Annotated in this window: 20 protein-coding genes; 10 read left to right on the top strand and 10 right to left on the bottom strand. The window is 65.1% G+C overall.

Features of this window, described 5'->3' with window-relative positions:
- Window positions 1-250: 250 nt before the first annotated feature.
- Entirely contained in the window at window positions 251-811 is a 561-nt protein-coding gene (locus HZZ16_RS21340) for an SET domain-containing protein (protein ID WP_197951380.1), read from the bottom strand.
- Between the two features lie 162 nt (window positions 812-973).
- On the opposite strand from HZZ16_RS21340, the gene HZZ16_RS21335 reads away from it, so the two are divergent.
- Window positions 974-1,579 carry a hypothetical protein gene (locus HZZ16_RS21335; protein ID WP_197951378.1) on the top strand — a complete coding sequence of 202 codons (606 nt, stop codon included), beginning with the start codon at window positions 974-976 and terminating at the stop codon, window positions 1,577-1,579.
- A gap of 10 nt (window positions 1,580-1,589) precedes the next feature.
- Here HZZ16_RS21335 and HZZ16_RS21330 read toward each other — a convergent pair whose 3' ends face one another.
- The gene (locus HZZ16_RS21330; RefSeq protein WP_197951376.1) at window positions 1,590-2,321 is read right to left on the bottom strand and encodes a TetR/AcrR family transcriptional regulator; all 732 of its coding nucleotides are present in this window, start codon (window positions 2,319-2,321) and stop codon (window positions 1,590-1,592) included.
- A gap of 106 nt (window positions 2,322-2,427) precedes the next feature.
- Here HZZ16_RS21330 and HZZ16_RS21325 point away from each other — a divergent pair, with 106 nt between their 5' ends.
- From HZZ16_RS21325 to HZZ16_RS21300, 6 genes are all read left to right on the top strand, one after another.
- Window positions 2,428-3,825, top strand: a complete 1,398-nt coding sequence (locus tag HZZ16_RS21325) for a carotenoid oxygenase family protein (RefSeq protein WP_197951374.1) — start codon at window positions 2,428-2,430, stop codon at window positions 3,823-3,825.
- Window positions 3,826-3,887: 62 nt separating this feature from the next.
- The gene (locus HZZ16_RS21320; RefSeq protein ID WP_197951372.1) at window positions 3,888-4,142 is read left to right on the top strand and encodes a hypothetical protein; all 255 of its coding nucleotides are present in this window, start codon (window positions 3,888-3,890) and stop codon (window positions 4,140-4,142) included.
- Window positions 4,143-4,218: 76 nt separating this feature from the next.
- Complete coding sequence (locus HZZ16_RS21315; protein ID WP_197951370.1) at window positions 4,219-4,794, top strand: hypothetical protein; 576 nt, start codon at window positions 4,219-4,221, stop codon at window positions 4,792-4,794.
- Window positions 4,795-4,806: 12 nt separating this feature from the next.
- A complete protein-coding gene (locus tag HZZ16_RS21310) occupies window positions 4,807-5,361 on the top strand; it encodes an inner membrane-spanning protein YciB (protein WP_197951368.1) in 555 nt (184 codons plus the stop codon).
- A gap of 104 nt (window positions 5,362-5,465) precedes the next feature.
- Complete coding sequence (locus HZZ16_RS21305; RefSeq protein WP_197951365.1) at window positions 5,466-5,762, top strand: hypothetical protein; 297 nt, start codon at window positions 5,466-5,468, stop codon at window positions 5,760-5,762.
- A gap of 14 nt (window positions 5,763-5,776) precedes the next feature.
- Window positions 5,777-6,697 (top strand): SH3 domain-containing protein, encoded by a 921-nt coding sequence (locus HZZ16_RS21300; protein ID WP_197951363.1) that lies wholly within the window; start codon window positions 5,777-5,779, stop codon window positions 6,695-6,697.
- A gap of 111 nt (window positions 6,698-6,808) precedes the next feature.
- Here HZZ16_RS21300 and HZZ16_RS21295 read toward each other — a convergent pair whose 3' ends face one another.
- A complete protein-coding gene (locus HZZ16_RS21295) occupies window positions 6,809-8,464 on the bottom strand; it encodes a fumarate hydratase (protein ID WP_197951360.1) in 1,656 nt (551 codons plus the stop codon).
- Window positions 8,465-8,677: 213 nt separating this feature from the next.
- Between HZZ16_RS21295 and HZZ16_RS21290 the strand changes: the two genes are divergently transcribed.
- The 3 genes from HZZ16_RS21290 to HZZ16_RS21280 all read left to right on the top strand — a co-directional run bounded on the left by HZZ16_RS21290 (window position 8,678) and on the right by HZZ16_RS21280 (window position 10,417).
- Window positions 8,678-9,151, top strand: coding sequence for a hypothetical protein (locus HZZ16_RS21290; protein WP_197951358.1), 474 nt, complete (start codon window positions 8,678-8,680; stop codon window positions 9,149-9,151).
- 301 nt (window positions 9,152-9,452) lie between these two features.
- Complete coding sequence (locus HZZ16_RS21285; RefSeq protein WP_197951356.1) at window positions 9,453-9,626, top strand: hypothetical protein; 174 nt, start codon at window positions 9,453-9,455, stop codon at window positions 9,624-9,626.
- Window positions 9,627-9,742: 116 nt separating this feature from the next.
- The gene (locus tag HZZ16_RS21280; RefSeq protein WP_197951354.1) at window positions 9,743-10,417 is read left to right on the top strand and encodes a methyltransferase family protein; all 675 of its coding nucleotides are present in this window, start codon (window positions 9,743-9,745) and stop codon (window positions 10,415-10,417) included.
- 28 nt (window positions 10,418-10,445) lie between these two features.
- On the opposite strand, the gene HZZ16_RS21275 is transcribed toward HZZ16_RS21280, so the two are convergent.
- The 7 genes from HZZ16_RS21275 to fliQ all read right to left on the bottom strand — a co-directional run bounded on the left by HZZ16_RS21275 (window position 10,446) and on the right by fliQ (window position 18,346).
- On the bottom strand, window positions 10,446-11,153 hold the full coding sequence (locus tag HZZ16_RS21275; protein ID WP_197951352.1) for a glutathione S-transferase: 708 nt from the start codon (window positions 11,151-11,153) through the stop codon (window positions 10,446-10,448).
- A gap of 199 nt (window positions 11,154-11,352) precedes the next feature.
- The gene (locus HZZ16_RS21270; RefSeq protein WP_197951350.1) at window positions 11,353-12,027 is read right to left on the bottom strand and encodes a lectin; all 675 of its coding nucleotides are present in this window, start codon (window positions 12,025-12,027) and stop codon (window positions 11,353-11,355) included.
- Window positions 12,028-12,171: 144 nt separating this feature from the next.
- Window positions 12,172-13,173, bottom strand: coding sequence for a Tim44 domain-containing protein (locus tag HZZ16_RS21265; protein ID WP_197951348.1), 1,002 nt, complete (start codon window positions 13,171-13,173; stop codon window positions 12,172-12,174).
- Window positions 13,174-13,467: 294 nt separating this feature from the next.
- On the bottom strand, window positions 13,468-16,050 hold the full coding sequence (gene cckA / locus HZZ16_RS21260) for a cell cycle histidine kinase CckA (protein ID WP_197951346.1): 2,583 nt from the start codon (window positions 16,048-16,050) through the stop codon (window positions 13,468-13,470).
- 155 nt (window positions 16,051-16,205) lie between these two features.
- Window positions 16,206-17,285 (bottom strand): flagellar biosynthesis protein FlhB, encoded by a 1,080-nt coding sequence (gene flhB / locus HZZ16_RS21255; RefSeq protein ID WP_197951344.1) that lies wholly within the window; start codon window positions 17,283-17,285, stop codon window positions 16,206-16,208.
- A gap of 9 nt (window positions 17,286-17,294) precedes the next feature.
- Entirely contained in the window at window positions 17,295-18,065 is a 771-nt protein-coding gene (gene fliR, locus HZZ16_RS21250; RefSeq protein ID WP_027575944.1) for a flagellar biosynthetic protein FliR, read from the bottom strand.
- A gap of 17 nt (window positions 18,066-18,082) precedes the next feature.
- On the bottom strand, window positions 18,083-18,346 hold the full coding sequence (gene fliQ, locus HZZ16_RS21245) for a flagellar biosynthesis protein FliQ (protein WP_011088555.1): 264 nt from the start codon (window positions 18,344-18,346) through the stop codon (window positions 18,083-18,085).
- Window positions 18,347-18,425 lie beyond the last annotated feature (79 nt).

Here is an 18,425-nt window from a genome sequence, read left to right as displayed (position 1 = left end):
TTGCAGGCGCTGCGATTTGGCGGCCGAAGTCTCAGCGAAGGCGTAAGCCACCCGGCGTTCCTCCGCGGCAGGATTCTGGATGCTTCCGCCTTCGCCAAGGCTTCGGCGGACAAGTCGCTTTCGCTCGCAATGACGGAGAGGAGGCGAGACCGTCGTTCTCGGGCTGAGGACGCGGCGAGAGCAGGCCCTTGGCCTTGCGCGAAGCATGTCAGCTCGCGCGGCAGAAGGGCGCGCGACGACCGATGCGAGGCTACGCCCTCGCCCGGCCGACCTTGCCGGCGAAGTGCTTGCCGTTCAGCTTCTTCTTTTTCGCCGTGCTTTTCGCGCCCGCCTTCTTGGCCTTGGCTTCCGCCCGCGCCTTCACCTTGGCGGCTTCCGCCCTCGCCTCGGCACGCAGCTTCTTGCGCTTCTTCTCACAGGAATCGCACTTGCAGCCGATCGGCTTCAGATACGCCTTGAAATAGTCGGTGCCGTAATCGTAGTTGATCTCGTCGCCCGGCTCGATGTTCTTGATGGCGCGGATATAGACCTTGCGCTCGCGCGGCCGGACGTCGGATTCCGCATTGGGGCGACAGGAATGGTTGATATAGCGCGCGAGGTTCTTGCGCACCGATCCATCGATGGTCCAGCGCCCGTTGAGCTCGAACAGATATTTGTTCTCGATCTCGTCATGCTCGGGAATCCGCGAGTCCAGGATCGGTCCGAAATAGCGGATGATCCGGGTTCCCTTCTTGATCGGCTTGGTGGCGAAGAGGCCGAGCCCGGTCTTGGAGCGGCCGACGCGATAAGGTTTGTTCGAGGTGGCTGGCATGATCGAGAAAATGAGAACGCGAACGAGGCAGGAGGAGCCCAAGCGAAGCCGCTCTTGTAGAACGATTCCGTGCTGCTGTCAGGTATATCCCAACGCTGTTTGAACCTTGCCCACAATCAAGACGTCTGATGGGAGGAAGTTCCCAGTCTATAAAAGCCTCTCATGAATCGTCTCACCATTATGGGCTTCGCCATCCTGACGACTTGCATAGGCCTGAGCAGCGCCGCCGCCCAATCCGTGAGCAGCAGCTACACCTCGACAGCTGCGAAGGATTGCCGGCAGATCGGCAAGCCCAGCGCGCTCGACGGCGGCAGCATGCGGGTTTGTCCGGGCAAGGACGGCCTGAGCGTGCTGATCGCCGAGGACGATCTTCGCGAGATCGTCTCGGTCGGGCGCAGCCGCAAGGCGGCAAGCCAGGAACCCGCGGCAAACGTCTGGTTCGCGCCGTTCAATTCATCCGAGACAACCATCGAATGGCGCGCGGCCGGTGCAAAGCCGTTTGCGATCATCCAGCGCTGGCATATCGCCGACAATTCCGATCCCGACAAGCAGGGGCGGCCGAACACAAAGGCCATGCTGGTCGTGACCCGGCTGCCGCCGGGTCCGGTCTGCCACGTCGCCTATGTCGATGCGATCGCCAACCCGAACGCCAACGAGCTCGCGCGCAAGGCCGCCGACGATCTCGCCCGCGGCTTTGCTTGCGGCAAGGACGAGGTCAAGATCATCGGCACACGCGGCCGCGCCGTCGAGCTCGCCACGATGCGCTAGCCTTCGCGGTTCAACAGCTTGGAAGCTTCGGCGTCACTGGCGCCGTCAGCATGGCCTCGAGCAGCCGCTCGGCGGTTGTCCCCTCCGGCAGCCGTGCGAGGATGTCCTTCAGCCGTCCGTCGAGCAGCAGCATGGTGAAGCCGTGCACCAGGGACCAAGCGCGCGCGATCGCGGCGCCCTGGTTCAGCGTCAGCGCATCGCCGCTGATCTGCTCCTGCCGCATCATGCCGACCGCATTGGCAAGTCCGGCGAAAGACGCCTCGGCGGCCTCGTGCAGCGACGGCCTTGAATAATCCAGTCGCTCGGTGCGGAACATGATGCCGTACATGCCGGGATGGGCCTGCGCATAGGCGACGTAGGCTTTCGGCCGCGCCAGCGCGGCTTCGAGCGGCGTGGTGGCGGCATCGCACGATGCGGCCATTGCCACGTTGAACTGGCGGAAGCCGACCGCCGCAAGCTCGCTGAGGAGGCCGGTCAGGTCGCCGAAATGATGGGTCGGTGCGGCATGCGAGACGCCGGCCTCGCGGGCCACCGCGCGCAACGTCAGGCCGGCGAGCCCGTCGCGCTCCAGCACCCGTTCGGCGGCCTGGAGCAGCGCCTCGCGGAGCGCGCCGTGATGATACGGCGTCTCGGTCTTGGCGCTTCTCGCGCCGCGCGGGGTGCGCGATGCCGCCGTCGAGGTGGTTTTTCTCGGGGCACGCGGGCTTCGCGCCGCGTCGCCCTTGGTGTCGGTCTTGGCCATTTGCAAGCTATATGACGCAATATTGACAGTGTAAAGATTTCGCTTGACGAAAGCTGCGATCGGGCCTATTTGATCTTTACGATGTAAAGATAGGGGAGGATTCGCCGTGCAGCATGACGCCATCGCCGAGCGCCGCAACAATATCGCGCCGATCCCGTTCGAGGCCGACGCCCCCTTCCTGAAGATCGTCGGCGAATTGCCGCGCGAGCTGAACGGCACGCTCTATCGCAACGGTCCCAATCCGCAGTTCGATTCGCCCGGCGCGCACTGGTTCGTCGGCGACGGGATGCTGCACGCCTTTCATCTCGAGAACGGCCGCGCCAGCTACCGCAACCGCTGGGTCCGCACGCCGAAATGGCTCGCCGAGCACGATGCCGGCCGCGCGCTGTTCGGCGGCTTCGGCCGCAAGCTGCCGGATGCGCCGGCAAACCTCACCGATGGCGGCGTCGCCAACACCAACATCATCTTCCACGCCGGCAAGCTGCTGGCGCTGGAAGAAGCGCATCTGCCGACGGAGATCGAGCCGGGCACGCTGGCGACGCGCGGCTATCACAACTACCAGGGCCGCGTCGCCGGCAGTTTCACCGCGCATCCCAAGATCGATCCCGTCACCGGCGAGCTGGTGTTCTTCGGCTACAACGCGGCGGGCCCGCTGACGCCTGCCCTCTCCTACGGATCGATCGACGCAACGGGCAAGGCGACGCGCTTCGAGCGGTTCGAGGCGCCCTATGCCAGCATGGTGCACGATTTCATCGTCACCGCGAACCATGTGCTGTTCCCGATCCTGCCGATCACCGGCAGCATGGAACGCGCGATGAGCGGACGGCCGCCCTATGCCTGGGAGCCGGACAAGGGCGCCTATGTCGGGGTGATGAAGCGCAGCGGCATGGCCAAGGACATCGTCTGGTTTCGTGCCGAAGCCTGCTACGTCTTCCATGTCATGAATGCGTGGGAAGACGAGAGCCGCATCGTCGCCGACGTCATGCAGTTCGAGGAAGCGCCGCTGTTTCCGCATCCGGACGGCCGCCCCACCGATCCCGATAAAGCGCGCGCCCGCCATTGCCGCTGGACCTTCGATCTCGCTGGCAATACCGACCGCTTCCAGCAGACGTACCTGGACGATCTCACCGGGGAATTCCCGCGCATCGACGATCGCCGCGCCGGGCTGAAGAGCCGTCACGGCTGGTACGCCTGCGCCAATCCGAAGCTGCCGATGTTCGGCGCGCTCGCAGGCATCGTCCACGTCGACGGCAACGGCAGGCGGCTCGGCCAATACCTGCTGCCGGCCGGCGACACCATCTCCGAGCCTGTTTTCGTCGAGCGATCCAGGGATGCCGCCGAAGGCGACGGCTGGCTGCTCGCGGTGGTCTGGCGCGCGCGGGAAAATCGCAGCGATCTCGCCGTGTTCAATGCCACCGATATCGAGGCCGGCCCTGCCGCCTTGGTGCAGCTCGGCCACCGCGTCCCCGACGGCTTCCATGGAAATTGGGTCGGCGCGGCGTAGTCCCCTCGTCATTCCGCGGGCGCGACTTGGCGCGAACCCGGGCGGACGAAAAGGAGTTTTCCATGTTCATGCCCTCGATCACCGCAGGCGCTGTTGTCCTCCTCGCCCTGACCGGCACCGCACTCGCGTTCCAGATGATCCGGCTGCGGCGAAGCCGCCATACCGTTTTCAACGGCGGCATCCTGCTCTGCCTCGCTCTGTTGGCTGCCGCTGTACTGCCGCTCCTGCCTTGGACCGAATTGGCGGAGGAGGCATTGGACCAAGCTGTTGCTGCGCTTCGCGTGTTGGAGGTCACCTACGTCATTTTGACATTGTAAAGATTTTGCTTGACCCGGCATCGCCGGCGCACTACTTATCTTTACATTGTAAAGATTGATCCGACCGAGGCGGCCCATGGCGATTTTCCTGATCCTCGCGCCCTACGGCGTCTTCGCCTTCCTGATGCTGGTGACGTCGGCCGTGCTCAGCGTGTTTGCGGCCTCGGTGATCTGCCTCGCCACCATCGCGATCGACGTCGCGCGCGGGCGCTCGGTGAAGATCCTGGCCGCGGGCTCCGCGCTCGTGTTCGCCGCAATCGGCCTTTACCTCGCGCTGATCGACCCCGCGCTCGGCACCCTCGGGGTCAAGCTGTCGGTCGATGTCGGAATCTTCGTCATCTCGCTCGGCTCCATGCTGCTCCGCCATCCCTTCACGTTGCAATATGCGCTTGAAGCGGTGCCGGCCGAGACCGCGGCGATGCCTGGCTTCCTCCGCGCCAATTACATCATCACGGGTGCCTGGACCGCGGCCGCGCTGTTGATGGCGGCCGCCAATCTCGTGCTGCTCTACGTCCCCGGCCTGCCGCTCTGGACCAGCCTCGCGGTCGCCTTTGCCGCCCGCAACAGTGCGCTCTACTTCACAAAGTGGTATCCCGAGTATCGCCAGATCAAGTACGGTACGCCCGCCCGCGCCCTCCCAGACGCCCGCTGAACAGGATCGACGATGAAGGACGTATTCGCCCGCCTCGCCTCCGACTTCCTCTCCGCCATCATCTTCCTGGCCATCTACCTCATCACCGACAACATCATCCTGGCGACATCGGTGGCGATCGCCGCTGCAATCGCGCAGGTGATCTACGCCCGCCTCAAGGGGCAGGCGCTCAACTACATGACCTATGCGAGCCTCGCGCTCGTCGTCGGGCTGGGCGCGATCACGCTCCTGACCCACGATCCGCGCTTCATGCTGGCCAAACCCTCGATCGCGCATTTCGCGATCGGCCTCATCATGCTCAAGCGCGGCTGGATGCTGCGCTACATGCCGCCGCTCGTCGTGGAAACCGTTCCGGAATATGTGACGGCCGCGGGCTATGCCTGGGCGGCGCTGATGTTCGTGATCGGCGGCGGGATGATCGTGGTCGCCTCCACCGGCGACCTGAAGCTGTGGGCGTTCTACATCACGGTGGTCGCCGGCGGCGCCAAGATCCTGGCCTTTGCCGTGCAGTATGTGGTTCTCAGGCTCATCGTCACCAGCCGCAAGCGCGCCGCCGCCCGCGCCTGATTGCCACATCGCAGGGTTAGGCAGGACCTGCGAGTTGCGCTATAGGCTCGCTCGGGACGGCCGCGGATCGTCGCGGACCGCCGGGATTTGTTCGGGAGACGGGAATGGCCGTAGACGGCAACTGGAATCTGACCATGACGACGCCGATGGGTGAACAGCAGGCCACGCTGAACCTGAAGGCTGCGGGCGGCACGCTCACGGGTACGCTCGGCGCGCAAGGTAATACCACCGAGATTTTCGACGGCACCGCCTCCGGCGACAACGTCTCCTGGAAGGCCTCGATCGACAAGCCGATGCCGCTCACGCTCGAATTCACCGGCACGGTCTCCGGCGACAGCATCAGCGGCGAGATGGGCATCGGCCCGATGGGCAGCTTCCCGTTCACAGGCGCGCGGGCGTAACGCACGCTGCGCCGATGCGTGCGCTCCGGCTCATCGCGGCGATCGTCCTGTCTGTTGCAGCACAGGCCGCGCGCGCGGATGACAGCGAACCGGCGTGGCGCGCAAGCGCGCTCGCTTTGGTGCCGGCAGGTTATGTTGCCGGCACCGCTTATCGAACCGAAGGGTCGACCGGTTATCTCGCGATCTATCCCGCACTGTCCAACGATCCGAAGTCACCGGCAAGCGTCTTTGCGGCGCGCCAGGCTCTGGTCGTCACGCTGACGGCGGATGCGACGCGGGCGACGTCAGCCGAGCTGAAGCCGCGCACCGGGCCGGATGTCGACAACGACGACAATGATTTCGCCAAGCTGCACGCCGAGCTCGCCGCCAAGCGCTCGACGCTGCCTGCTGGCACCGAGCCCTGCGATCTCGGCGCCTGGTCGATCGACAAGGATCCTCATGGCCTCAACGTGCGTGCCGAACCTTCAGTGAAGGCGCGCGTGCTCGGCACGCTACCGCCGCCCTATCGGCTGAAGCTCGGCGGCGCCGAGAACACGCCCGAGGGCGGCTGGCTCACCGAATTCCGCATCATCGGCTTCAGGGACGGCTGGTTCCTGATCGAAGGCGCAAAGCCGCCGGGCAAGGACTATGAGGACGAGAAGCGATACCCGCGTAGCGCGCCAAAGCCCTATGCCGGGCGCGGCTGGGTCGCCTCGAACAAGGTCGGCGTGGCCTATGCCAATGGCGGCACGCGCATGGGCGGGCTGTTCCAGGCGCCCTTCGTCGATGCCAAATGGATGCCGGCCCAGCGCGAGCTCGGCGGTACGCTCGACACCGACGGCAGCCCGAAGCGGCTTCTTGCCTGCAGCGGTTATTGGGGCCTCGTCGAGAGCCACGACAGCGTGCGCGGCTGGTGGCGCGCGCTGTGCTCCAACCAGGTCACGAATTGCAGCTGACACGCATCGAGACTTCGCCGCCAGCTCAAATCGTCATACGCGGGCTTGACCCGCGTATGCATCTTCTTCGAAGCGCGATGGATGGCCGGGTCAAGCCCAGCCATGACGGTCTCAGCCCAAATTCAACTCCTTGAAGAAGTCGTTACCCTTGTCGTCGATGATGATGAACGCCGGGAAATCGACAACCTCGATGCGCCAGATCGCTTCCATGCCGAGCTCGGGATATTCGAGCACCTCGACCTTCTTGATGCAGTGCTCGGCGAGGTTCGCCGCGGCGCCGCCGATCGAGCCGAGATAGAAGCCGCCGTACTTCTTGCAGGCCTCGCGCACGGCCGGCGCGCGGTTGCCCTTGGCCACCATCACCATCGAGCCGCCGGCGGCCTGGAACTGGTCGACGAAGGAATCCATGCGGCCCGCAGTGGTTGGACCGAACGCGCCGGAGGCGTAGCCTTCGGGCGTCTTGGCGGGACCGGCGTAGTAGACCGGATGATTCTTGAAGTAGTCCGGCAGCGGCTCGCCCTTCTCCAGCCGCTCGCGCAGCTTGGCATGCGCGCTGTCGCGCGCGACGATCATGGTGCCGGTCATCGAGACCCGCGTCTTGATCGGGTATTTCGAGAACGTCGCCAGAATGTCCTTCATCGGCTGGTTGAGATCGATCTTGACGACCTCGCCGCCGAGCGACTCTTCGACTTGAGGCAGGTACTGCGCAGGATTGTGCTCGAGCTCCTCGAGATAGACGCCGTCCTTCGTGATCTTGCCCAGCACCTGGCGGTCGGCCGAGCAGGACACGCCAAGCCCGATCGGGAGCGAGGCGCCGTGGCGCGGCATGCGGATCACGCGGACGTCGTGGCAGAAATATTTCCCGCCGAACTGCGCGCCGACGCCGAGCGATTGCGTCATCTTGTGGATTTCCTTCTCCATCTCGAGGTCGCGGAAGGCGTTGCCGTCAGGCGAGCCGTGCGTCGGCAACGCATCGAGATAGCGGGCGGAGGCAAGCTTCACCGTCTTCATGCACAGCTCGGCCGAGGTGCCGCCGATCACGATGGCGAGGTGATAGGGCGGGCACGCGGCGGTGCCGAGCGTCAGGATCTTCTCCTTGAGGAACGCGAGCAGCCGGTCCTTGGTCAGCACCGAGGGCGTGGCCTGGAACAGAAAGCTCTTGTTGGCGGAGCCGCCGCCCTTGGCCATGAACATGAACTTGTAGGCGTCATCACCCTCGGCGTAGATCTCGCACTGCGCCGGCATGTTGTTGGCGGTGTTCTTCTCCTCGTACATCGAGAGCGGCGCGACCTGCGAGTAGCGCAGATTGCGGCGCAGATACGCATCGCGCGCGCCTTCGGACAGCGCCGCTTCGTCGTCGCCGTCGGTGATGACGTTGCAGCCCTTCTTGCCCATGATGATCGCGGTGCCGGTGTCCTGGCACATCGGCAGCACGCCGCCCGCCGCGATATTGGCGTTCTTCAAGAAATCCAGCGCGACGAACTTGTCGTTCGGGCTGGCCTCGCTGTCCTCCAGGATCGAGCGGAGCTGCTTCAGATGGCCGGGGCGCAGATAATGGTTGATGTCGCCAAAGGCTGCCTCCGACAGCGCCCGCAGCGCCTCGCGCGACACCACCAGCATGTCCTTGCCGAGCACCTTCTCGACCCTGACGCCCTCGGACGAAATCTTCTTGTAGGGCGTCTCGTCCTTGCCCAGCGGGAACAGCGGGGTGTGCTTGTAGGGCGGAACGGGCTTGGACTGGTCGGGAAAGGCGGTGGGAGCGTTCATGGGGCAAATCTCGGGGTTTTGGGGCCCTGGCGGGCCTCTCAGCATAGAAGCGTTCTAAGCCGATTTTGGGCGGAAAGGGAAGGGAACGGCGCGCATGGGAGGGGCCGCCCGGGCCTTGGGAAGGCACTGACGCAGCACGTGGAAAGGCCGCCCCCCACCCTTGCGATTCGCGTCGGCCGACGCTTGAATGCGCGCCCTAAGGGGCTTTTCATCATGACATTGAACTTGAACGTCCGCGGCGCGATCCTGGTCGCCGCCGCCATCACCGGCCTTGTGGCTCTCGCTTCGCCTGCCCGCGCCGATCGCTGCGACGACAGCGCCAAGGAGCTGGCGAACCAGATCGATCGCCTCAAGGTGAATTTCCGCGCCGCCAACACAGTCTACCTCACGCATCCGGCGGCCAAGGAGCTGTCCGTGGGCTGCCGCGGCGACAAATATTCCATCGAGCTCTATGCCAAGGGCGACCGCAAGCCGAAGCCGGAGTTCTATGCCCTGGTCGGCTCGATGGCGGCGATCGTCTTCACCGTGACCAAGGACGACACCACGACGGGCGCGACGCGCTGCCTGAAGCGGATGGGTCTGCTCCGTGGCGACAAGGTCAACATGCGCTACCGCCGGCTCAACATGGAATGCACCCGCACCAAGACGGAAGCGTCGATCGCGATCACGCGCGGCAAGGACGAATAGGCGGAGCTCCTTCCGTTTCGCTACGGACATGTGTCTCATCCGCGCGGTGCAAACCGAGACGACGAGGCCCCTCCCAGTCATTGCGAGGAGCCCTTGCGACGAAGCAATCCAGACTGTCTCCGCGGAGAGATCTCTGGATTGCTTCGCTCCGCTCGCAATGACGGAGTACGTGGTCAGCTGCGTCGCGCCCGCATAGAGGGCCCACACCGCACCAATTCCCTCGCATTTTAACGATTGGCTTGAAGGAAATTTCGCTCCTCGCAGGGCAGGCTCAATTGTTTCCATGTGTGAGGATTTGCGGATGAAGGTTTCCACCGTTGCGCCCCCGCCGATCGCGATCGTGGTGCCGAACTACGACACGACCAAGCCGCAGGACGATCAGAGCAAGGTCAAGGACGAGGATCCGACCTTCAAGCCGCAGCCGCCGGCGCCGCTGCCGCCGGGTCAGGGCACGCGGATCGATCAGCTCGCCTGATCAGGGCTTGCCAAGCCGAAGCGCCCGATCCAGTCGATCGGGCTTTTGGCGTGTCCGGCCGCATCTTTGCCGGATAGCTGGATCAAGATCGCGCGCCGTTCACCTAGGATCTGCGCATGATCGCACGGCTGCTGTTGCAGAACACGGTGTTCGTCGTCGGCATGGGCGCGCTGCTGTTCGCGTGCGCCGGGACGCTGCATTGGCCGTCGGCCTGGGCCTTCCTCGTCACCTCCGCCCTCCTCGGCCCGCTCTGCGGCTGGTGGCTCTACCGGATCGATCCGGCGCTGCTTGCTGAACGCCTGCGGCCGGTCCTGCAAAAGGATCAGCCCGCCGCCGACAAGATGTTCATTGCCCTCTTCGTCGTCGCCATGCTGGCCTGGCTTGCCGTGATGGGGCTCGACCGCCGCGTTCGATCCTCCGACATTCCGACCGCGTTGCAGGTGCTCGGCCTCGGACTGTTCCTGGCCTCGACACTGTTCATCATGTGGGTCTTCCGCGAGAACTCGTTCGCCGCGCCCGTGGTGAAGCTGCAAACCGAGCGCGCGCAGCACGTGATCTCGACCGGTCCCTACGCCTATGTCCGCCACCCCATGTACAGCGGCATGGTCCTGTTCTTCACCGGCGTGCCGTTGCTGCTGGGGTCGTGGTGGGGACTTGCGATGATGCCGCTCTTCATCGCCCTGTTCGCGTTCCGCATCCCGATCGAGGAGCGCACGCTGCGCGAGGGCCTGCCCGGCTATACCGATTATACGGCGCGGGTGCGCTATCGTCTCATCCCCGGCCTCTGGTGAACGCGCCTGGCGTCCTCCACCAAACCGGCTATTGATCCAGCTCGCGATAGCGGCGGAAGATACCCTGCTCGTTGAAGGGAATGCGGCGCTCGCTTGCGAGATAGGCCTTGATGTTGGGCCGTGCGGCGATGCGGTCGTGCAGGCCGACGAGGCCCGGGACATCCTTCTCGAACGCCTTCATGCGTTTGGGGAAGGCATAACGCAGGCCCTCGACGATCTGGAACAGCGAGAGGTCGACATAGGTCGGGCGACGGCCGGTGACAAAGGTACCTCCGCTCCCGACGAGAAGCTGCTCGAAATAGCCGAGATATTTCGGCACCCGCTCCTCCCAGAACTCGGCCGTACGCTTCTTCGCCGGCGCCTTCTGGTCCTCATAATAGAGCGAGGGCCCGAGCGGATGATGGGTGTCGTGGATCTCCACGACGAAGTCGGTGATCGTGAGCTGGAGCTGGTGCACCCAGAGCCTGCCGGCTTCCGTCTTGGGCGCGAGCCCATGGCGGGCGCCGAGATAGAGCAGGATGTTGGCGGTCTGGCCGATGACGAGCTTGCCCGCTTTCAGGAATGGCGGCGCAAAGGGCGGCGTGCCCCTCTGCGCGTCCAGCATCTTCATCATCGCAGCCGTCCCGCGCGGCCCGCGCGCAACATCGACGTAAGCGGCACCCGCCTCCTCCAGGGCCAATCGCACATATTCGCCGCGGCCCTGGATCTCGGGCCAGTAGTACAGCTCGTATTTCATGAGAGAGGTCCGTAAGCATGAAGGCGACCGGACCAATGTAGCATGCGGCCGGAGGTTCCGTCAGCGTGAGGGCGGAACGGCGGCACCAGTCCGTCATTGCGAGGAGCGAAGCGACGAAGCAATCCAGACTGCCTTCGCGGAAAGGTTCTGGATTGCTTCGCTGCGCTCGCAATGACGGGTGGAGAGAGTTACGCCTCTCTCAATTCGCAGCGAAGCAGTACAGCAGACCGTCGCCGCCGGTGCTCTTCAGATCGGCCTGCGAGCAGCCGCCGTCGGGACCGCGCGAGGTGTGGGAGCTGTTCCATGACTTCGAAGGCTCATCATCGCGCAGGCCCTGCCGATCGGAATGACCGACGACCGCGGCGCCTTGCGTGCTCGATGTCCAGTTCTTGCAGGTCTTGTCGTCGCCCGCGGCGAAGGCGGTGCCGTCGGGCTGCGATCCCGTGAGGATGTCATGCCGGTTCGGCGTGTCGCCACGGCCGTTGATGACCTCACCCTTCTCGCTGAGCGCGGTCTGCTTGGTGAGATTGTTCGCCCCGTGCAGCTCGGCCACGTCCTTGGCGATCACCGTGCCCTTGGCGTTCTGCCACGGTCCCTTGCCGATGCGATCCCTGGCGTTGATGGCCGGCTTGCCGTCGGCGGCCTGCGTCGAGAGATAGGCGCGCCAGGTCTTTGTGCCGGCGCCAGCGGCCTGTGCAAGCTTCTGGCAGTGCGCGTCGGCTCCTTCGAGGCCGCCGAGATCGGCGCCCTTGCCGGGGCCGTTCGAGGTCACGAAGAAGGTCATGTCGGCCAACTGCGCTTGCGCCGAGGGCGCCGCCAGCAAGGACATGGCGAACGCAAGGCCCCCAATCGTCACTCTCTCGATGCGGATCATGTTGTCCTCCCGTTGTGCTTGTCGTTAACCGCCTCATGTCAACCCGACACGCGGCCGGTTATTCCGATCCGGCGAGGCGAGACGCCCAAAGAAAAAGGCGCCGTGCGGAACGCACGACGCCCTGGTTTCTCATGTGGCAGGCGATCAGTTGGTCTGCTGGATCGCCGACAATTCCCAGCCTGTGCCCGGCCGGCGGGCGAAGGTCCAGATCTCGGTCGCCTCGCCCGGCTGCTCGCTGCCGGCGACGATTGCGCCGGTGTTGCGATCCACCGTCTTGTCGGTGAGCGCGAAGCGCAGCGCCACCGTGGCGTAGTCGGTCTCGCCTTCGCGCCAGGCTTCCGCGAGGTCGCCCTGCAGCAGCTTCACATTCGTGACCTTGTTGACCACGTTGCGGGCGCGGTTCTGGGCGAGGTCCTGCTCGAAATAGGAGACCATTTCGGGCGTCGCGAGCGTGTGCAGCTTGGCCACGTCCTCGTTCGACCAGGCGGCCTGGATGTCGCCGAGCAGACGCTCGAACGCCTCATAGTCATCCGGCTTGATCTCCAGTGGCGCGTTGTTGGCGCCGAAGCCGAAGCCGCCGAGGCCGCCAGCTAGACCGCTGCGATAGTTCGCCTGCGGTCCGGGCGCTGCGCCGGCCTCAGCATTGGCGTAAGCCGCCCGCGGGGCGTGACGCCGCTGCCACCAGGACATCGCCAGCCGCACCACGAGCACCACCAGCGCGATCTGGATGATCAGGCCGATGATCGAGGACAGGCCGCCGAGGCCGCCGAACAGGCCGCCGCCGAACAGCATGCCGAGCAGGCCTGCGCCGAGGAAGCCGGCCGCGAGGCCGCCCATGAAGCCGCCGGCGCGGCCGAACAGCCCACCGCGCGCGGGTGCTGACGCAGCCGAGTTCATGCCCGCACCCGGCTGGGTGTAGGTGCGGTTGAATTGCGAGGCCGAGCCCGGCGCCGTCGTGGTGGGGGGCGGAGCGGAATAGGTGCGCGAGCCGCGTGACCCCGACGAGGAGCCGCCGCCAACGCGCGCGTCGGCGGACGAGATCGCCAGCGCGGTCGGCAGCGCAAGCGCCAACACGACGGCGATCGCCTTGAAGAGAGTGCGGGATCGTTGCGAGAAAGTCATGTGCGTTTCCCAAATCCCCGGCATGGGGACGTGTCCCTAAGATGGTCAGACTTCCCGAAAAGTGAAGCCGGTTTCGGAACCCATGGCTGCGGCCCTCAGTCGCGGGGATGTGGCAAAAGCCCATATTTGGCGGGGGTTTGGCCGGGGTGCAGGGGGAACCGTGGTCTCTGGTTACCGGCGGCTACGCGACCGGAATTCCGCTTTCTCGGCGTCATTGCGAGGAGCCCTTGCGACGAAGCAATCCAGCCGCTTTCCGCAGAGACAGTCTGGATTGCTTCGCTTTCGCTCGCAATGACGGAGAGCGTGTTGACAGCCCCCTCACCCCTGCTTCGTCATCGTCTCCTTCACCGCCGCCACCAGCTGGCTCAGTGTGAACGGCTTTGGCAGGAAGTCGAACTGCTGGCCTTCCGGCAGGCTCTTCTCGAAGGCATCCTCGGCATAGCCGGAGACGAAGATGAACTTGATGTCGGGGTTCTTCTCGCGCATGGCCTTGAGCAGCGTGGGCCCGTCCATCTCCGGCATCACGACGTCGGAAACGACGAGATCGATCGCGCCACTCTGCTCATCCAGCACCTCCATGGCCTCGACGCCGTTCTCGGCCTCGACCACGGTGTAGCCGCGCGAGCGCAGGCCGCGGGCATTGAGCGCGCGCAGGCCCTCCTCGTCCTCGACCAGCAGGATGGTGCCCTGCCCGGTGAGGTCGGTGCGCGGCTTGGTCTCTGCCGCCGCGGCGGGGGCGATCTCCTTCGCAGCGCCGTTGGTCGCGCCGATTGCGGCTGCGGGCTGCTCGACCTCCGGTTCGGCGATGTGGCGCGGCAGGAAGATGTGGAACGAGGTGCCCTGCCCCGGCTCGGAATCGACGTAGATGAAGCCGCCGGTCTGCTTGACGATGCCGTAGACGGTGGAGAGCCCGAGGCCGGTGCCCTTGCCGACCTCCTTGGTCGAGAAGAACGGCTCGAAGATCTTGTCGCGGATGTCGGCGGGGATGCCGGTGCCGGTGTCGGCGACCTCGATCCGCACATAATCCGCGGCCGGCATGCCCTTGTAGGCGAGCTTGCCCGCATCCTCGCTGGTGACGTTGGCGGTGCGGATGATCAGCTTGCCGCCGTCGGGCATGGCGTCGCGCGCGTTCACTGCAAGATTGACGATCACCTGCTCGAACTGGGAGACGTCGACCTTCACCGGCCAGAGGTCGCGACCGTGCACGAGGTCCAGCTTGACCTTCTCGCCGATCAGCCGGCGCAGCAGCATGGTGAGATCGGACAGCGCGTCGCCGAGATCGAGCACCTGCGGCCGCAGCGTCTGCCGGCGCGAGAACGCCAGCAGCTGCCGCACCAGCGTGGCGGCGCGCGTTGCGTTCTGCTTGATCTGCATGATGTCCTGGAACGACGGGTCGGTCGGCTTGTGAGCGTTCAGCAGGAAGTCGTTCGCCATCATGATGGCGGACAGCACGTTGTTGAAGTCGTGGGCGATGCCGCCGGCGAGCTGGCCGACCGTCTCCATCTTCTGCGACTGGTTGATCTGGTTCTCCAGCGCGCGCCGCTCGGTGGTCTCGAGCATGTGCACGATGGCGGCTTCCGCCTCGGTCTCGGCCGCATCGACCGGGGTCACGAAGAACTGGCCCCAGCGTTCCCTGGCTCCTTCCAGCGCCACCTCGACCGGTGCGATATCGGCCTTGCCTTCGGCGGCCTGGTTGATGGCCGCGATCAAGAGGTGGCGGTCGCGGGAATTGACGGCGCGGAAGATCGACTTCGAGGAGGTGTCCAGCCCCAGCGCCTGACTGAGCTTGGCGTAGCGCGCATTGGCGCGCACCACGTTGCCGGCGCGATCGACGGTCGCGATCGCCATCGGCGTGTGGTCGAAGAAGCGCATGAACCGCACTTCGGCGGCACGATCAGGGTCGCTGCGCTCGTCGCGGGCGCGGCTGATCACGAGCGTGCGCGAGGGCCCCGGCGCGCCGTCGGCACCGAAGGCGAGCTTGTGATAGAGCCGCACCGGCATGGTCTTGCCGGTGCGCATGCGCAGGTCGATGTCGAACACCTCGGTCTTCACCTCGCCCGGCACCGCCACGATCGAGGTCAAGAGCGAAGCGCCGTCGCCGGAGACGATGTCGGTGAGTTTCAGGCCGCCCGAGCCGATCTCGGCGAGATCGTAGTCGAGCCAGTTCGCCAGCGTCGCGTTGACATAGGCGAGCTCGCCGGCCGGATTGACCGAGAAGAAGCCGCACGGGGCGTGATCGAGATATTCGATCGCGTGCTGGAGCTCCTGGAACACGTCCTCCTGGCGCTCGCGATCGCGCGTGATGTCGGCGATCGACCATACCGCGTATTTCGCCTCGCGCTTGCCGGTGCCGAGCGGGCGCACGCGCATGCGCAGCCAGCGGCCCTGGTTGCCGTCATGGCCGGAGATGCGCACCTCTTCCTGCTGCCGCTTGCCCTCGCGGGCGGCCTTGAGTAGGCGGAACACCGCTTCCGAGACGTCGGGGTTGCCGATGAAGACGCGCTCGACGGGGCGCACGTCCTGCGGGCCGCTGGCGCCGGTCAGCGTCAGATAGGCAGCATTGGAATAGACCACGTGTCCGCGCGCATCGGTGACCGCGAGCCCGTCGAAGGCGTGATCGGAGATGCGGCCGATGATGGGATCGTCGAGATTGCGGTCGGCGAAGCGAATGATGCCGGCGGCGAAGGCGAACAGGTTGAACAGGCCGACCATCGCCAGCACGGCGAGGATGCCGAGGATATAGGGCTGCGCCTGCGCGCGCCCGAGCGTCATCAGCCCGACAGCCACGGCGACGAGGCCGGCGGCCACCAGCAGCACCAGCGCAATGCTGCCCGAGCGCGGCGACGGCTCGTGCGCCGCAACGGGCTCGCGTGTGAGGTCGTGGTCGGTCTCGGCGGTCATTCTCGAGCTGGCGCAGCCTGTCGGCAGAGAATCAACGCGCCACGGGGCGCATGGGGTCCTCCCTGCCTGAATCGGACCCTGAGGTGCAAGGGCAGCAGCGGCGAAAGGTACGCTGATTCCCAGATTACAGCCATTTCCGGTACTTTTCGGGCATCTTATCCCCGTCCGGCACTGAATCCACGCTTCAGGCGCATGACGTAACCGATGACTTCGGCGACGGCATGGTAGTGCTCGGTCGGGATTTCCTGGTCGATGTCCACGGTCGCATAGAGCGCGCGGGCCAGCGGCACGTTCTCCACGATCGGAATGTCGTGCTCGCGCGCGATCTCCCGGATCTTGAAGGCGAGGTTGTCGACGCCCTTGGCGACGCAGATCGGCGCGGTCATGCCGCGCTCGTAGGACAGCGCCACCGAATAGTGGGTCGGGTTGGTGATGATCACGGACGCCTTGGGAACCGCCGCCATCATGCGCTTCTTGGCGCGCTGCTGCCGCAATTGCCGGATCTTGCCCTTGATGTGGGGATCGCCTTCGGACTGCTTGAACTCTTCCTTGATCTCCTGGAGCGACATCTTCTGCCGCTGGAACCAGCTGCGGTACTGGAAAAAATAGTCGGCGATGGCGACGATCGCGAGCGCGGCGACCACCGCGCCGAGCAGATGGATGGTCATGCTGGTGCTGGCGCCCAGCATGGCGGCCGGATCGAGCCTGACCATCGCCTCCATACGATGCCGCTCCGGCCACAGGATCATGGTCATGACCACGCTGAGAGCGACCAGCTTGCCGATGCCTTTGAGAAAATTGGCGGCCGCCTGCTTGCCGAAGATGCGTTTGAAGCCGGCGCCGGGCGAAATCTTGTTGAATTTGGGCTTTAGGGACTCAGCCGACCAAACCAGCCGGTGCTGCAGCATGTTGCCGGCGATGGCCGCCAGCACCAGCATCAACAGGGGCACGCCGACCGCGGCAAGCACGGCGAGCTCGATCTGCTGCGTCAGCGCGAGCAGGGCCTTGCCGTCGGTCTTGATCATCCAGGAATTGGCAAGCAGGTTGCGCATCGGCGTCAGCAGCCCGCTGCCGACCGAGCCCGAGAAGGTGGAGACGACGAGCGTGCCGCCCGCCATCATGAACCAGGTATTGATCTCCTGGCTCTTGGCGACGTCGCCGCGTTCGAGCGCATCGTCGAGGCGCTTTTGCGTCGGGTCTTCTGTTTGACTTTCGGGATCATTGTCTTCGGCCATCGATCCCTCTTATTTCAGCGGCATCATCTGGTGCATGACACCGATGAAATAGTCGAGAAAGGTGCCCATCATCGCGGTGAGCACCACGGCGAGCACCAGGAAGCCCGCAAAGATCGACAGCGGCACGCCGACGAAATAGACCTGCATCTGCGGCATCAGCCGCGCCAGCACCCCTAATCCGATGTTGAAAACGAGGCCGAACACCAGAAACGGCCCGGAGAGCTGCAAGCCGAGGCGGAACGCGGCTGCGAAGGCACGCGTTGCGAGCGAGGCGACGTCGCCGCTCGACACGGTCTCGCCCGGCGAGAAGATCGTGTAGCTGTCGTTCAGCGCCGCAATGACGAGATGATGGCTGTCGGTGGCGAACAGCAGCGTCACGCCCAGCATGGTCAGGAAATTGCCGACCAGCACGCCCTGCTGGCCCTGCGTCGGATCGACCGAGGTGACGAAACCGAGCCCCATCTGCTGCGCGATCACGGATCCCGCAACCTGGAGCGCCGACAACGTCACGCGGGCGGTCGCGCCCAGGACGATGCCGATCGCGATTTCATGCAGCATTAGCACCAGCAGCGGCGCCAGAGAGCCCATGTCGACCTGATAGGCGTTGCGATGCAGCGGCAGGATGATGAGCGTGAGCAGCAGCGCGATCGACAGCTTGATCCGCGTCGGGATGTTGGTCTCGCCGAGGCCGGGCAACAGCATCACCATCGCGCCGACCCGGGCGAAGGCGAGCATGAAGGAAGCGGCGAGCGCCGGCAGCAGCGAGACGTCGATGCGCATGGTTCACGCATTGTGCCTCAGCCACCGATGATTCGCGACGAGATCCGCAACATGTGGGCGTGGAGCGAGTCGGCCATGAACGGCAGCGCCAATAGCATCGTGGCGAAGATGGCGAGGATCTTCGGTACGTAGATCAGCGTCTGCTCCTGGATCTGCGTCAGCGCCTGGAACAGCGACACGATCACGCCGACCACGAGGCCGACCACCATCAGCGGCGACGACACGATCACGATGGTCCAGATCGCATCGCGCGCGACGTCGAGGGTCTCGGGTCCGGTCATTTGCACAATTCCCTATTTAGACTTCATCCCCGCCACTGCGGCGGGGAACGAACGCCCTCCCCCCGTCATTGCGAGCGTA

The sequence above is a fragment of the Bradyrhizobium glycinis genome (assembly GCF_016031655.1).
In the GTDB taxonomy this organism is placed as follows: Bacteria; Pseudomonadota; Alphaproteobacteria; order Rhizobiales; family Xanthobacteraceae; genus Bradyrhizobium; species Bradyrhizobium glycinis.
This window is presented reverse-complemented; position numbering and strand designations above follow the sequence as displayed.